Origin of the sequence: Actinopolyspora alba, assembly GCF_900112765.1 — a bacterium.
Lineage (GTDB): Bacteria > Actinomycetota > Actinomycetes > Mycobacteriales > Pseudonocardiaceae > Actinopolyspora > Actinopolyspora alba.
The window spans coordinates 1-14,656 of the sequence record NZ_FOMZ01000016.1 but is presented as its reverse complement, the minus strand read 5'-3'; the positions used below and the strand labels follow the sequence as shown (position 1 = coordinate 14,656).

Annotated in this window: 12 protein-coding genes and 1 rRNA gene; 6 read left to right on the top strand and 7 right to left on the bottom strand. The window is 67.5% G+C overall.

What is annotated here, in order from left to right; translation table 11 throughout:
* Nucleotides 1-42: 42 nt before the first annotated feature.
* Nucleotides 43-936: a 3-methyl-2-oxobutanoate hydroxymethyltransferase gene (panB, locus tag BM150_RS20600; protein ID WP_092929346.1), complete on the bottom strand. Its 894-nt coding sequence runs from the start codon at nucleotides 934-936 to the stop codon at nucleotides 43-45.
* Nucleotides 937-1,141: 205 nt separating this feature from the next.
* Here panB and BM150_RS20595 point away from each other — a divergent pair, with 205 nt between their 5' ends.
* Nucleotides 1,142-1,975 carry an arylamine N-acetyltransferase family protein gene (locus tag BM150_RS20595; protein ID WP_092929344.1) on the top strand — a complete coding sequence of 278 codons (834 nt, stop codon included), beginning with the start codon at nucleotides 1,142-1,144 and terminating at the stop codon, nucleotides 1,973-1,975.
* Between the two features lie 93 nt (nucleotides 1,976-2,068).
* Here BM150_RS20595 and BM150_RS20590 read toward each other — a convergent pair whose 3' ends face one another.
* From BM150_RS20590 to BM150_RS20570, 5 genes are all read right to left on the bottom strand, one after another.
* Entirely contained in the window at nucleotides 2,069-2,695 is a 627-nt protein-coding gene (locus tag BM150_RS20590) for a hypothetical protein (RefSeq protein WP_139219602.1), read from the bottom strand.
* Between the two features lie 106 nt (nucleotides 2,696-2,801).
* A complete protein-coding gene (locus tag BM150_RS20585) occupies nucleotides 2,802-2,987 on the bottom strand; it encodes a DUF397 domain-containing protein (RefSeq protein WP_092929342.1) in 186 nt (61 codons plus the stop codon).
* A 62-nt stretch (nucleotides 2,988-3,049) separates the two neighbouring features.
* Entirely contained in the window at nucleotides 3,050-3,247 is a 198-nt protein-coding gene (locus tag BM150_RS20580; RefSeq protein ID WP_092929132.1) for a DUF397 domain-containing protein, read from the bottom strand.
* A 57-nt stretch (nucleotides 3,248-3,304) separates the two neighbouring features.
* Complete coding sequence (locus BM150_RS20575) at nucleotides 3,305-3,505, bottom strand: DUF397 domain-containing protein (RefSeq protein WP_092929130.1); 201 nt, start codon at nucleotides 3,503-3,505, stop codon at nucleotides 3,305-3,307.
* Nucleotides 3,492-4,370, bottom strand: a complete 879-nt coding sequence (locus BM150_RS20570; RefSeq protein ID WP_092929128.1) for a helix-turn-helix domain-containing protein — start codon at nucleotides 4,368-4,370, stop codon at nucleotides 3,492-3,494. The genes BM150_RS20575 and BM150_RS20570 overlap by 14 nt, the downstream gene beginning before the upstream one ends.
* A gap of 135 nt (nucleotides 4,371-4,505) precedes the next feature.
* Here BM150_RS20570 and BM150_RS20565 point away from each other — a divergent pair, with 135 nt between their 5' ends.
* A complete protein-coding gene (locus tag BM150_RS20565) occupies nucleotides 4,506-4,931 on the top strand; it encodes a hypothetical protein (protein WP_092929126.1) in 426 nt (141 codons plus the stop codon).
* Nucleotides 4,932-5,109: 178 nt separating this feature from the next.
* On the opposite strand, the gene BM150_RS20560 is transcribed toward BM150_RS20565, so the two are convergent.
* Nucleotides 5,110-6,885, bottom strand: coding sequence for an NAD+ synthase (locus tag BM150_RS20560; protein ID WP_092929124.1), 1,776 nt, complete (start codon nucleotides 6,883-6,885; stop codon nucleotides 5,110-5,112).
* 86 nt (nucleotides 6,886-6,971) lie between these two features.
* Between BM150_RS20560 and BM150_RS20555 the strand changes: the two genes are divergently transcribed.
* The 4 genes from BM150_RS20555 to BM150_RS20540 form a co-directional block, all read left to right on the top strand.
* Entirely contained in the window at nucleotides 6,972-8,549 is a 1,578-nt protein-coding gene (locus BM150_RS20555) for an alpha/beta hydrolase (RefSeq protein ID WP_092929122.1), read from the top strand.
* A gap of 173 nt (nucleotides 8,550-8,722) precedes the next feature.
* Nucleotides 8,723-10,066, top strand: a complete 1,344-nt coding sequence (locus BM150_RS20550) for a glutamine synthetase family protein (RefSeq protein WP_092929120.1) — start codon at nucleotides 8,723-8,725, stop codon at nucleotides 10,064-10,066.
* A 50-nt stretch (nucleotides 10,067-10,116) separates the two neighbouring features.
* Nucleotides 10,117-13,920 (top strand): hypothetical protein, encoded by a 3,804-nt coding sequence (locus tag BM150_RS20545; protein ID WP_092929340.1) that lies wholly within the window; start codon nucleotides 10,117-10,119, stop codon nucleotides 13,918-13,920.
* 583 nt (nucleotides 13,921-14,503) lie between these two features.
* Nucleotides 14,504-14,656 (top strand): 16S ribosomal RNA (locus tag BM150_RS20540); the annotation flags it as partial.

Genomic DNA, 14,656 nt, shown 5'->3' with positions numbered 1-14,656 from the left:
CGGCTGGTCAACCACCTCTCGCCCGGGAGAGCGGTTCTCGAATCAGTCGAAGCTGTGCTCGGAGGTGGGGAACTCCCCGTTGCGCACGTCGGAGGCGAACTCGCTCGCGGCCCGCGCCAGCTCGTTCCCGACCTCGGCGTAGCGCTTGACGAAGCGCGGGGTCTGGCCGGTATTGAGCCCGGCCATGTCGGTCCACACCAGCACCTGGGCGTCGCACTCCGGGCCCGCCCCGATTCCCACCGTGGGAATCTCCAGCTCGCCGGTGACCCGCTTCGCGGCGTCCGATGAGACCATCTCCAGCACCACCGCGAACGCCCCGACGTCCTGCAACGCCCGGGCGTCGGCGAGCAGGTTCTCCACCTGGTCGCCGCGCCCCTGCACGCGGTAACCGCCGAGACCGTGCTCGCTCTGCGGGGTGAACCCGAGGTGGCCCATCACCGGTATCCCGGCGGAGACCAGCGCCTCCACGTGCGAGGCGTAACGGCGCCCGCCTTCCAGCTTGACCGCGTGCGCCCCGGCCTTCATGAACATCACGGCGGTGTGCAACGCCTGCTCCGGCGACGCCTGGTAGGAACCGAACGGCAGGTCGGCCACCACCAGCGAGTGCTCGGCGGCCCCGGCCACGGCCCGAACCAGCGGCAGCAGCTCGTCGACCGTGATGGGCAGCGAGGACTCGTAGCCGTACACGGTGTTGGCCGCCGAGTCACCGACCAGCAGCACCGGGATGCCAGCCTGGTCGAAGATCCGCGCGGTGTAGGTGTCGTAGGAGGTCAGCATCGCCCAAGCCTCGCCACGACGTTTGTACTCGCGCAGGTGGTGGATGCGGGTCCTGCGACGCGGCGCGGTGGCACCGTAGGGGGCCGAGGTCTCGGCACCGCCCGCGCTGTCGGTGGCGATGCGCGCCCCGGCGGCGCTCGGGGTGTTCTGTTCGGACATGTTCATCCTCTTCCTCGCGGCCCGCACTGCGGGTCCACGGGCTCGTAACGGATGCTTGTCCCCCAACAGTGGCACGGTTGCCGTTCCGGTTCGACAACTTCTGGCGCACGTCACACCGGTCCGCCGCCAATCCGGTGCGGACCGGTTCTCCCGGGCGGCGAAACTCGTTGACTTCCAGCACGCTCGAAGTGTGACTTTCGATGCCATGACGACGATCGAATCGCGACATCTCGATATCGACGAGTGGGAAATCGCCGCTGTGTCGGTGGGCGACTACCTGGCCCGGGTCGGACAGCCCGAGCCCGCGGCCCCCTCGGTGGCGGCGCTGCACGACCTGCACGAGGCGCACGTGCGCACCATCCCGTTCGAGAACATCGACGTGCTGCTGGACAGCCATCCCGGCCTCGGTCTGCGGGAGATCCAGCACAAGCTGGTGGGCCGGAACCGTGGTGGTTACTGCTACGAGCACGCACTGCTGTTCGCCGCCGTGCTCGAACGCCTGGGGTTCACCGTCTCCCGGAACATGGCCCGGGTGCAGCCGCGGCGTCCCGGCCCCTACAGCCACATGATGCTGCTCGTCTGGTTCGACGAGGGGGCCTATCTGGCCGATGTCGGTTTCGGTGCCGGAGTTCCGCACCCCATGCCGCTGCGAGACGGTGCCGAGGTCGACCAGTACGGCATCCCGCACCGGCTGAGCCACGACGGTGCGTTCTGGTACCTGCAGAAGTGGACGTCCGAGGGATGGGAGTCGCTGCACGCCTTTCAGCCGATCCCCAGCCGGGCCGTGGACTACGAGGTGGCCCACCACTACACGTCGACCCACCCGAACTCGCCGTTCGTCGGCAAGCCCGTCGTGATGCGGCCGGGGCGCGGGGCGACGCGCAAACTGCTCGGCGACGAGCTGGTGGTGGAACACGCTTCCGGTGAGGTGGAGCGGACCCCTGTTCCCGGTCACGAACTGGGTAAGCGACTGCGCGAGCTCGACGTCGAACTCACCGAGCGGGAGCTTTCCGCACTGCGGGCCAAACTGGAGGTGTGAGCGGGGTTCGACCGATTCGCGATACCCCCGAGCGCGCGGCGATTTCGCGAGAAATCGACGCGGGCCGAGGGGAAACGGAACTCCGCTCCGAAGTCACCTGGCCGAGGGGGGCTGGTTCTCCTCCCGGACCCCCTGCCGCAACCGTGGTTGGAAGCGCTGCAGCCCCTCGTCGACGATCGTGGCGGCCGTCTTGTTCGGTCCGAGCGAGAGCCGGTAGTGCGGTTGGGGCTCCCCGTCCCGAATGAGGTGTTCCAGTTCCGGGTGGCGTCGCCGGAAGTCGTGCCCGGCGGGGTAGAGGTCCACACGCACCCGTGCCGAGGAGCGGCCGAACCTCGAGGGTGTCCATTTCCGGTGCACCTCGATTTCGGCCAGTTCCTGCCAGCGGATGCTGAAGGGTCGGCCGCGCGGGTCGTGCCAGCGGATGCCGGTGTGTTCGAGCACCAGTTGCTGCGTCCGGGAGATCACGGGCCACAGCAACGCTATGAGCACGGCCACACCGACCAGCGCGGCGCCGAAGATCCCGGAGAACACGCGCGCCGCCGCTGGACCGTCCACGTTGTTCGTGATGCTCCCGAGCAGCACGAGCACCCCGAACGGTCCCAGAACCAGTGCGCCTACCAGCGCGTTTCTGCGCAGTCGCTTGCCGAGGTCGAACACGGCGGGAGTGATCCCCGGGGCGGCTGAGTTCGGACCGTTCGGTTGTTGTCGCTGGGATGCCACGATTCGGCACCGTAGCGTACCGGTGGGTGTTCCAGCAGGCGTTTTCGGATTTTCGCGGGCGTGACCGGCCGAGTGTCGGACCCGGCCGGAGTTCTCCTGCCCTTGATCAGCCGCGCAGCGCCCGCAGGAAGGCGTTCCACCGGTGCGATCCGAAGGCGAGTGTTGCCGCCGCGCGGTTCTTGGTGTCGCGCACCTCGGCACTGTGGCCGGTGAAGCGGACTTCGACACAGTTGTTGTTGCCACCGCTGTAGCTGCTGACGAACCAGTCGGAAGCGGTCGGTTTCGTGGACATGCCCGAACTCCTCGAACGGTCCTGATGGGGATCGTTTCGAAGCATGACCTGGCCGCTCGGGATCACGCCATGTTGTCGGGCAGAGTTCGCACGAAGGAGTTCCACTGCCCGCGCTCGAAGGCGAGTGTTCCCGCCGCGCGGTTCTTGGTGTCGCGCACTTCGGTGCTGTGGCCGGTGAAGCGGACTTCGACGCAGCTGTTGTTGCGGGGTCCGCTGTAGCTGCTGATGAACCAATCGGTGATGGAGTGCTCAGCGTTCATGATCAAAATCCTTCCGTAGTCGGGGTGCCCCGATGAGCGAATCCGAAATACCTATGGCTACGCGATGCGATCAAACAGGGTGCGCAGGAACTCTGTCCAGTGGGTACGGGTGAAGCTCAATGTTCCTGCGGTGCGGTTCTTGGTGTCGCGCACTTCGGTGCCCTGGCTTGTGAAGCGGACCTCGACGCAGTTGTTGTTGTTACCACCGCTGTAGCTGCTGACGAACCAGCGCGGGGAGTGCCTTTCAGCCGTGACCATGACCGAGCTCCTTCACATGTCTGGCTATGAAATCCTGCGATTCCTGTGGTCCGAGAGCTATAGCTCGCAGCCTGTCGAAGGCACGCGTACATTCGTCGATGTCTCGCTGCTCGACTACGTAGACACCAGCTCCGATGAACGTCGGCTGATGGACGATGTCCGGAACAGTGTCTCCGAAGCGGAGTATCTCGATAGGACCGCCGAGCAGGGGATGGTCTACGGCATTCAAGGGCACGACTTGAACCACCACATGTGGATGTCGCTCGACCATCGCCAGGAGATGCTCAAGTTGAGATTGGAGGATCCGCTGGCTTCCTATGGGGCGCCGCAAGGCTGCTTCTCCGATTACGAACCATATGAGTGGTGGATTCGTGCGCTCCAGGAGTTCCTGGCGCTCCAGCCGGAAGCGTACGTGAGTTTCGGAGTCTTCTCTGTCAGCATTCGGCGTGATCGCTTCAGCTGAGCGCATCATGGCCCTGATGTAGTCTTCGTGTTGCAGTAGTCCTGGTATAAGCTCACTGTCGGCGTAGTATATCTCGGTCGCGTCCTGCTCATGATCCAACAGACGCCGGAAGGCTCCGGGAAGCCCATCTGAGTAAACCCTCCGAGGCTTGCGTTGGCGAGCTGCTTGTGCCAGGCCTTTGATCTGTTCACGTGAGTCACTCGGCGCGTGGAAGTAGTCCAGTAGCGACTCGATCTCGATGATCTTCAGTGAAGCCTGTCCACGTTCCAGTCTGCTGATGAGGCTCGCGTCGCATTCGATGACGTCTGCTGCTTCTTTCTGGCTCTTGCCTGCGCCTTCTCGGAGTCTGCGTAGCTCTGCTCCGAGCTGCCGTCGCTCGATAGTGGCGCGCGACTGAGCCATACGGTGACCTCCCGCAACATCACCCGTTCAGGTCCTAGGTGAATCACCTAGGACCGTTTATTCTATGTGTGTAACCAACCACACACTGTCCGTCCAACACGGGCAGTCTATCCAGCCGGTGAGGAGAGGATTTCCGTGCGTTTCGGCTACACCCTCGAACACGGACCAGCGTCGCTGCCCTTCGGCGCCCACGACCCGCTGATCACCAGCCTCGAAGTGGACACCACGAACCGCGATCCCGAGTCACTGCGAGCGGAACTGCGTGACTGGGCGGTCGCCGAGCTCGCGCGCGGCGACTTCGAGTTCGGCCTCTACACCGCCGAGTTCGGGGCCTGGCGTGCCACCAACGGCACCGGCCACTACCTGCGGGTGCTCTACCTGGTCTGGAGCGGCGAGGAGGTGCTCACCTCGTACACCGAGGACAGCCCGGTCAACTTCGCCGGAGTTCGGCTGCTGACCGCGCAGGCCGACACCTTCGAATCGCTGCTCGCCACCGAACGACGGTCCGAATCCCGCGCCGAACGGCGAACGGCATCCGCCTCGCCCGCCCCGGTGGGATGATGCCGGGAAGCCCCCCGACGGGATTACGGCCGGCGTCGATTTCGCGAGAAATCGCCGCGCCAGTACGGCGGTGTGGCCCCGGCTGTGTCAATTTCTCGCGAAATCGCCGGGACGGTGGCGAGAGCCGTGCCAGAGGTTCCGCTGAGGACGAGGCCCGTCAACCGGAACGGCCTCGGAGTCATTCGGGCCGCGCCTCGCGCCACCGATTGGTCACGGGCAACCTGCGGTCCCGCCCGAACGCCTTCAGCGTGATCTTGGTGCCCGGTGGGTACTGCCTGCGCTTGTGCTCCGCCCGGTCGACCATCCGCAGCACCCGCTCCACCAGCTCGGCGTCGAAACCCTCCCGCAGCAGGTCGTCGTAGCCCTTGTCGCCCTCGACGTAGCCGTCGAGCACCTCGTCGAGCAGTTCGTACGGCGGCAGCGAGTCCGTGTCCACCTGGCCGGGTCGCAGCTCGGCCGAGGGTTCCTTGGTTATCGAGCTCTCCGGGATCGGCGGCGTCTCACCGCGCTTCTCGGCCTCCGCGTTGCGCCAGCGCGCCAGCCGCCACACCAGCGTCTTGGGCACGTCCTTGATCGGCGCGAACCCGCCTACCGCGTCGCCGTAGATCGTGGAGTAACCCACCGCCAGCTCCGTCTTGTTGCCCGGGGCCAGCACCAGGTGCCCGTGCTGATTGGACAGCGCCATCAGCGTGATGCCCCGGCAGCGCGCCTGCACGTTCTCCTCGGCCAGTCCGGACAGTCCCAACTGGTCGACGAACACCCGGACCATGTCCTCGATCGGGCGTACCTCGAAGTGGCAGCCGATCCGCTCGGCCAGCTCGGCCGCGTCGGAACGGGAGTGCTCCGTGGAGTAGTGCGAGGGCAGCGACACCCCGTACAGCCCGTCCGCACCCAGTGCGTCCGCGCTCAGCGCCGCGCACACCGACGAGTCGATACCACCGGAGAAGCCGAAGGCCACCGACTTGAACCCGTTCTTGCGCAGGTAGTCCCGCAGCCCGGTGACCAGCGCCCACCACACCTCGGCCTCCTCGGCCAGCGGCTCGGTGAGCCCCTCGTTCTCCTCGGGCTCGTAGGCGGGCAGCGGATCCGGACTCAGCGTGATCCGGTCGACGTGGAAGGCGGGCAGCGCGCGCGGGCGGAAGTGCAGCGGTGTTCCCTGCTCGACCGGTTCGGGGGACACATCGGTGGAGGTGTGGCCGCCCGCGCTGAGCTCCAGGTCGCGCACCAGCAGGTGCTCCGCGAACCGAGGGGCGCGACTCAGCAGTTCCCCGTGGTTCGTGGCGATCATCGAGTCGCCGTCGAAGACCAGCTCGTCCTGCGCGCCCACCATGTTCACGTAGGCCATCGGCGCCCCGGCCTCGGCGGCGCGGCGCACCACCAGCTGGGTGCGCTCGTGGTCCTTGGCCCGCTGGTACGGCGAGCCGTTGACGCAGACCACCGCGTCCACCCCGACCTTGCCGAGTGCCGCGATCGGTCCGCCGTTCTGCCAGATGTCCTCGCAGATGACCACGCCGATGTCGAGGCCGTGGAACCGCACGATCGGCAGGTCGTAGCCGGGGGCGAAGTAGCGCGCCTCGTCGAAGACGCCGTAGTTCGGCAGGTGGTGCTTGAAGTAGGTGTCGACCACCTCACCGCCGTGCAGCAGTGAAGCCGCGTTGCGCACCCCCTCGTCGTCGCGGTCCAGATGCCCCACGATCACCAGCGCCTCGCCGCAGCCCGCGTCCCGCAGCCGCACCGCCAGCGACTCCAACTCGGCGCGGTTGGCCGCCGCGAACGACTTGCGCAGCGCCAGGTCCTCCACCGGATAGCCGGACAGCACCATCTCCGGGAACGCCACGACGTGCGCCCCGCGCGCCACGGCTTTCTCGCTGCGTTCCAGGACCAGTGAACTGTTACCCGCGATATCGCCCACGCAGGGGTTTACCTGGGCCAGAGCTACGCGCAACTGCGGCATGTCCCCATCCTCGCTCAGTGACGCCGCGCACGTTCGCCGGGGCGACCCATCGTGCGGTGTCGGTGTCGCGTGTCACGATCCCGCGCATGCTTCGCCCACGAATCGTGGTCGCCGCTGTCGCTCTTCTGGGGGTTACGACGGCGTGCTCGAACACGCAGGAGTCACAACAGCAGCACAACGAACCATCCGGCGCGCAGAACTCCACCGCCGAGCTGCGGCGCTACTACCAGCAGTCACTCGCCTGGGAGAACTGCGAGTCCTACACCACCACACCCCGCACGGAGAAGCTCTTCGGCGCCGAGGGGCTGGAATGCGCCCGGCTGACCGTGCCGCTGGACTACGACGAGCCCGACGGCGAGACCGCGAAGATCGGCGTGCTGCGCCGGTCCGCCTCCGATGAGCAGGCGCGCATCGGATCACTGGTGCTCAACCCGGGCGGTCCCGGTGGTTCCGGCATGCAGAACGCCGCCGCGCGGGTCTCCGACGTGAAGGGCACCGAGCTCGGCGAGAAGTTCGACCTGGTCGGCTTCGACCCGCGCGGCGTCGGGGCGAGCACCCCTCGCGTCAAGTGCCTCAACGCCGCTGAGAAGGACGCCGCTCGACTGAACTCCGAGGTGATCACCTCCGACGGAGCCGTCGAACGGATCGAGCGGGAGAACCGCCGCTACGCCGAGAAGTGCGCCGAACGCAGCGGTGAGAAGTTGCTGGCCAATGTGGGCACCGCCAGCGTCGCCAGGGACATGGACGTGCTGCGGGCCGCGCTCGGTGACGAGAAACTCACCTATCTCGGCTACTCCTACGGCACGCTGCTCGGCAACGAGTACGCCTCCCGATTCCCGGACCGCGTCCGCGCCATGGTGCTCGACGGTGCTATGTCACCGGGTGAGTGGGACCTGGCCGAGACCGACCTGGAACAGGCCGCCGGGTTCCAGCAGGCCTTCGACTCCTTCGCACAGTGGTGCGCCCGGCAGCAGCGCTGCGCGCTGAGCAGCGATCCGAACAATGCGGTGCGGCGGTTCCACGAGATCACCCGACCGTTGATCGGCAGTCCTGCCTCCACTGTGTATGACGGAAGAAAACTTTCCTACGCGGACGCCCAGACCGCCGTGTATCAGGCGATGTACAACAAGCGGAACTGGGAATACCTCAACATAGGACTGTCCCGACTGGCCAACGGCGACGGATCGGTGCTGCTGCAGCTGGCCGACCTCTACCACCGCAGGGCCGAGGACGGTTCCTACTCCAACATGATGGCCGCATACCAGGCGGTGCTCTGTGTGGACGCCAACCGCATCGGCGGCAGGCAGCAACAGCGCGAACTCAACCGGAAGTACCGGCAAGCCGCCCCCTTCACCGACGACGGTCAGCCGGTCAGCTCCGCCCGCGGCCGCTGTGCCTTCTGGCCCGTCCCGGAGACAGGTGACAAGCCGGAGCCCCGACCGGGGAAACTGCCCGCCACGATGGTGATCTCGACCACCGGAGACCCGGCCACGCCCTACGAGAACGGGCGAGAGCTCGCCGACGCGCTCGGCGGACGGCTGCTGACCTACGAGGGTGAGGGGCACGGGGTGTTCCTCGGCGACAACGAGTGCGTGAACAAGGCAGGGACGCGCTACCTGGTCGACCTGCGGGTCCCCGAGCAGGGCAAGCGCTGCTCGGCCTGATCCAGGTTTTCCGGTCGGGGCCGTGCCCGCCCCACCGGAAGCTCCGCACCGACAGTCCCGCGCCGAGCATCCCGGTCCGAGTGGGGATCGGCCACGCTGTCGGCGGACGTGCCCCACCCACTCGTGACCGAGCGGGTGGGGCACGAACCCGCCCGGACGCTTAGGGTGCGGGCATGGACCGTCAGCAGGAGTTCGTGCTCCGCACTCTGGAAGAACGCGACATCCGCTTCGTGCGGCTGTGGTTCACCGACGTTCTCGGCATTCTCAAATCGGTGGCCATCTCGCCCGCCGAGCTCGAAGGGGCCTTCGCCGAAGGGATCGGTTTCGACGGATCCGCGATCGAGGGGTTCTCCCGCATCTACGAGTCGGACATGGTCGCCAAACCCGATCCGGCGACCTTCCAAGTACTGCCCTGGGAAACCGCCGACGGCGAACACTACTCGGCGCGGATGTACTGCGACATCACGATGCCGGACGGATCGCCCTGCTGGGCCGACCCCAGGCACGTGCTCCGGCGCACCCTCTCGAAGGCGACCGAGGCCGGGTTCACCTGCTACGTGCACCCGGAGATCGAGTTCTTCCTGCTCAAGGATCTGCCCGTGGACGGCAGCGAACCCGTGGCCGCGGATTCCGGCGGGTACTTCGACCAGGCCAGCCACGACGCCGCCCCGCACTTCCGGCGCAACGCCATCGAGGCGCTGGAGGCGATGGGGATATCCGTCGAGTTCAGCCACCACGAGGGCGCCCCCGGGCAGCAGGAGATCGACCTGCGCTACGCCGACGCCCTGACCATGGCCGACAACGTGATGACCTTCCGGTACACGGTCAAGGAGGTCGCGCTCACCCAGAACGTGCGGGCCTCGTTCATGCCCAAACCGTTCAGTGAGCAACCCGGTTCCGGGATGCACACCCACATCAGCCTGTTCGAGGGCGACCAGAACGCCTTCTACCACCCGGAGAATCCCTACGAGCTCTCCGACACCGGCCGGGCCTTCGTGGCCGGGCTGCTGCGACACGCCAGGGAGATCAGCGCGGTTACCAACCAATGGGTGAATTCCTACAAACGCCTCGTGGTCGGCGGTGAGGCGCCCACGGCGGTCTGCTGGGGCCACGCGAACCGCTCCGCACTGGTGCGGGTGCCGATGTACTCGCCGGGCAAGTCCTCCTCCCGGCGCGTGGAGATGCGCAACCTCGACTCCGCTTGCAACCCCTACCTGGCTTACGCGGCCATCCTCGCCGCGGGGCTGCGCGGCGTGGAGCAGGGCTACGAACTTCCCCCCGCGGCCGAGGACGACGTCTGGTCGCTGACCGAGAGCGAACGCAAGGCCGCCGGATACCCCAGCCTGCCGCAGAACCTCAACGAGGCGCTGTCCGAGATGGAGAACTCGGAGCTCATGGCGGAGACGCTCGGCGAGCACGTGTTCGACTTCTTCCTGCGCAACAAGCGGGCCGAATGGAACGCCTATCGCAGCCACGTCACGCCTTACGAGCTTCGCACCCTGATGCCGATGCTGTGATCCGGTCGGGGAGTGCCGACCTCGAAGCCTCGACGGTAGGTTCAGGACCCGTGAACGATCCCCTGGACCACTCCGAATCGAACCAGTGGCCGTCCGCCGATCCGGAAGGGCTCGATTCGGCGGACGAGTTCGTCGACGAGCCTGCCTGGCCCGCCGAACTGCCGGAGGACGAATCGACTCGGCCAGCCGGGGGCGGGAACGGGTTCCCCGCCCCGCACGGCTGCACGGTCGCCCGGCACGGTCAGCTCGCCGGGGCGCGGGTGCTGCGTGACTCGTTCCTGCGGTGCCACCCCGGCGGGCGGTTCACGATCCTGCTGCTGGACTTCGAAGCCGACCTCGAAGCCGACCTGCGGGAGGAGGTCAGCACCCCCGCCGACATCGGTATCGACGATGTCGAGTTCTCCCGGCTGGCCACGGCCTGCGGCGGCGAACCGCTCAACTCGGTCGTGCTCCCCGGGCTGCTCGCCCGTCTGCTGCGCTCCGAACCACTCGTGCTGTATTTGTCGCCGGTGGTCCGGGTGTTCGGCTCGTTCGGGGAACCGCTCGCCGCACTCGGCGACGAAGCGCCGTTGGGCCTCGCTCCCCGTGTGCTTCGCCCGTTGCCCGCCGACGGGTTGCGTCCCGGATCGAGGGACCTGGCCCGGGCGGGCTCGTTCGATCCGAACCTGCTCGCGGTAGCTCACGGCGCGGAACGGGTGCTCGACGAGTGGGCACAGCGGGTGCGTGCCGAACCGGACGCCGCGGCCGAGTTCTTCGAGGGGCTGCCCGCCATGGTCGAACACCGGGTGCTGCGCGACCCGGGCGTGGGGCTGTCGGTGTACAACGCCGGGCAGCGCGAGCTCGAAACCTCCGATGGTTCGTACACAGTGGATGGTCATCCGCTGCGTACCGTCCACTTCGAGGGGTTCGAACCGCAGCGCCCCTGGTTGTTCTCCGCGGAGTACTCCGATCGCCCCCGGGTGCTGCTCTCCGAATCACCGCCGCTGGCGCAGCTGTGTGCCGGCTACCGCAACGCGCTCGTCTCGCGGGGAATGACGGGCGAACGCACCTCGCCGTTCGACGAACTGCCCGACGGTACGGTGCTGCCGACTGCGCTGCGCGCCGCGTACCGGACCCAGTGGCTGTCAGCCGAGTCCTCGGGCGACCCCGTCGTGCCCAGTCCCTTCGAACCCGCCGGGCCGGAACGTGACCCGTTCGCCGAATTCCTGGAGTGGGCGGGCAGCCCCGCCGACGAGCAACAGCGCGCCGCGGGGTGTTCCCGGTGGGACTTCGCCCTGTGGCAGGACGACCAGGTGCTGCGGCGTGACTATCCGCGCCCGCTGACCGACGACGCGGCCGCGTTCCGCGAGTGGTGCGCCGGAGTCGGGGTGGCCAGTGGGCGCGTGCCCGCCCGGTTGGCCCGGAGCAGGGGGACCGACGACTCCGAGATGACCGACCAACTGGGGGTCGCGGTCGTCGGTACCGGACGGCTCGCCGAACTGGTCCGGCTCGCCGTGCGCACCTCCGGCATCCCGAACTCGGACGACGCGCGCTACCCCGTCGTGCTGCGCTGCGATCCCTCGGTGCCCGTACCCGCGGGACACCACCTCATCGACATCCGGCCGGACGGTGGGGCCGATCCGGCCGACACCACTCCCGCTTCCGGCGAACCCACCGAACTGTGGGCGCTCTCGCAGGCGGGCAGGCACGCGGCGCGCCACGTGGGGGTGCAGGCCCGCGTACTCGCGCTGCCGTTCCCGGAGCGGGAGCCACCGGAGCCCGCCACCCGACAGGCCGCGCGGGAACGCCTCGGGATCGACGAGGAATTCGTCTTCGCCGCCTTCGCCGACCACGCCGAGGAGCACCGCGCGAACGTGCTCGGCCTGGTGACCGCTTTCGGTGCCGCCTTCGGCAGCCGCACCGACGTGCGGCTGGTCGTGGCGGTCAGCGGTGCCGCGGAGCATCCCGAGGCGGCGGAACGCCTGCGGTTGGCCACCACCACCGACCACCGGATCCTGCTGCTGGAGCGGGACGACGCCGAGGAGACGGTCCTGGCGGTCGCCGACTGCGCCGTCTCGCTGCACCGGGCGGACGGCGGTGTCGGCGGCGACCGGTACGCGCTGCGAATGCTGCACGCCGCGGGGTGCGGGATTCCGGTGATCACGGTGGAGCAGGGGGCGGTCGGTGAGCTGTTCGGCTCGTCCGGCGCGGTGCTGGTGGGATGCCACGGCAGCGGCGAGCCCGACGTGGAGTCCGCCGCTGCCGCGCTGACCTCGGCCGCCGACGATCCGCGGGAACTCCAGCGGTTCGCCGTCGCGGCGGGCGAACGGTTGTCCCGACAGCTCGCCCCGAGCAGGGCGGGCGAACAGTTGCGGGAGCGGGTGGAGGCGGCCTACCGCAACTGGCGGGCCAAGTGGGCACGTGACCAGCACGCCCCCGACGAGGATCCGTTGCGTCCGTTGCTGATCGCCCGTCACGCGCTGCACCGCCCACCGGAAGTGGGAATGGGTGGGCGCAATGCCGTTACACCCGCGTTGCGCAAGGCCGTGCTCAAGGCGTTGGGCCACTACGACGAGCACATTCGCGACATCATTCGCTCATTGCTGGACGGGGTGGAGAAAACCTCCTCCGAGCTGCTTCGCAGGCAGCAGGAACGCGCCGACGACCTCGACATCAACGCGGTACGCGCCGAGCTCACGCAACTAGCCCAGCGGCAGGAGCAGCTCGGTTCACGAGTGGCGGGAGCCGACGACAGCACGGTGCAGGCCCGTACCGAACTGGCGGAGCACGACCGCAGGCTGCGCGGGCTGGAGGAAACCGGCGATTCGCTCGGTCAGCGACAGCTCTCCGAGCTCGCCGAGCGCATCGACAGCCTCACCGGGGCGGTGGAGCGGACACTGGACCGGGTCGACCGGTTGGAGCAGCGGATCGAGGAGTCGGAGAAGAGCCAGCAGGAACAGCTGGAGAACGGGTTGCGCCGCAGCGCCCTGGACATCGACAACGCGCTGCGCGGTACCGACGCGTTGCGTCGCATCGTGCTGCGGGAGCACGAACGCAACAGCGACACGGCACATCTGCCCGGCACTCCCGTGGTGTGCGAGGCGGGACTGCTGCGGTTGCCGGCCGACGACACCGTGATGCTGCCGTGGCTGTCCTCGCACCACCGCTGGGACGCCGAGGTCTCCGCCCTGATCGACTCCCTGCTGGAGCCGGGTGGGGTCTTCCTCGACGTGGGTGCCTACGTCGGTTACCAGGCGGTCCGCGTGCTCGGCAGGCTCAACCACACCGGGCGTGTGATCGCGGTGGAGCCGGATGCGGGCGCCCGTGAGCTGCTGGAGCACAACGCGGAGGTCAACGTCACCGAACGGCTCAGGGAACGGCTCACCGTACTGGACGGCGCGGCCTGGGACGACGACGGTGAACTGCTCGGGTTGCCCGCGGGGACCGGCGGGGTGGAAGTGACCGCTTCCGAGGGCACGGGCGGGCAGTCCGTTCCGGACGCGCGTGCTTCCGTCGTCCGGTTGCGGGGGGTGCGTCTCGACGGGGAGCTCAACAGTGAGCACGGGATCGGTGAGCGCAACCTCTCCGTGGTGCACGTGGATGTCGGATCCAGGGTGCATCGGATCCTGCACGGGCTGGACGGGCTGTTGCGGCAGCACCGCCCTTCCGTGGTGTGCTCGTTCACCCCCTCGGGAGTACGGGCACTGGGTGACGAACCGAGCGGTGTGTTGGACGAGTTCACGTCCTGGGGCTACGACATCGTGCCGGTGGGCAGGAGCGAGCCGGTGGCACCGGAGCAGTTGATGCGGGCGATCGGTGCTTCGGAGACGAGCACCGTCAAGTTGTGGCTGCGACCCGAGCCGAACACCGAATGAGCCCCGGCCCGGGCGATCGAGTGAACCCGGGGCGAGGGAATGAACTCGGCGTCGAGCACGTTGTGGTCGTGTCCGCGGCTCATGGGCGAGTCGTGTCCTCGGGAACCGCGGTTCACGCTACAGGGGTGACCCCCCGTTCGAGTGAGCTGTGGCGGTGGGCTAGGCTGTAAGAACAAGTGAACAGGAGCCCGCAGGGTTTCGAACGGGCCGGAACGAGCGGGTTGACACCGCTGGCCGGGCCGAGTAAAGTAACTTGGTGCTCCCGACGGGAAGTCGTCGAGAGTGGTTCCGGTGCTTGGCTGATCCGGGTTCTGCTTGGATTCGGACCCCCGTTCTACGGGGTGAACAGCCGGGTGCTAGAGTAAAAACAGAAGCAATCGGGAACAGCCGGAGAGCTTCGGTGACTCTTGATTGTTCGGACCCATCGCGTGGGTGGTGGGTGTGTTCTTTGAGAATTCAACAGTGTTTGTGCACGCGTGTGTGTGTTTGTTTCTTGTCTTTTTTGCTTTGAGTATCAACTCGCATTGTGCCTCTGTTGTGGGGTGTGGTGTGGGTTGTGCTGGGGTTTGATTTTTTCCATGCATTGTTGGAGAGTTTGATCCTGGCTCAGGACGAACGCTGACGGCGCGCTTCACACATGCAAGTCGAGCGATGGCGCCGGTTTTCGGATCGGTGTGCAGAGCGGCGGACGGGTGAGTAACACGTGAGTAACCTGCCCTGGGCGTGGGGATAACCC

Bases quoted from the DNA above. Each gene is read 5' to 3' on its own strand.
- panB (WP_092929346.1), bottom strand. From the start codon at position 936: ATGTCCGAACAGAACACCCCGAGCGCCGCCGGGGCGCGCATCGCCACC.
- BM150_RS20595 (WP_092929344.1), top strand. From the start codon at position 1,142: ATGACGACGATCGAATCGCGACATCTCGATATCGACGAGTGGGAAATC.
- BM150_RS20585 (WP_092929342.1), bottom strand. From the start codon at position 2,987: ATGTCCACGAAACCGACCGCTTCCGACTGGTTCGTCAGCAGCTACAGC.
- BM150_RS20580 (WP_092929132.1), bottom strand. From the start codon at position 3,247: ATGAACGCTGAGCACTCCATCACCGATTGGTTCATCAGCAGCTACAGC.
- BM150_RS20575 (WP_092929130.1), bottom strand. From the start codon at position 3,505: ATGGTCACGGCTGAAAGGCACTCCCCGCGCTGGTTCGTCAGCAGCTAC.
- BM150_RS20570 (WP_092929128.1), bottom strand. From the start codon at position 4,370: ATGGCTCAGTCGCGCGCCACTATCGAGCGACGGCAGCTCGGAGCAGAG.
- BM150_RS20560 (WP_092929124.1), bottom strand. From the start codon at position 6,885: ATGCCGCAGTTGCGCGTAGCTCTGGCCCAGGTAAACCCCTGCGTGGGC.
- BM150_RS20555 (WP_092929122.1), top strand. From the start codon at position 6,972: ATGCTTCGCCCACGAATCGTGGTCGCCGCTGTCGCTCTTCTGGGGGTT.
- BM150_RS20550 (WP_092929120.1), top strand. From the start codon at position 8,723: ATGGACCGTCAGCAGGAGTTCGTGCTCCGCACTCTGGAAGAACGCGAC.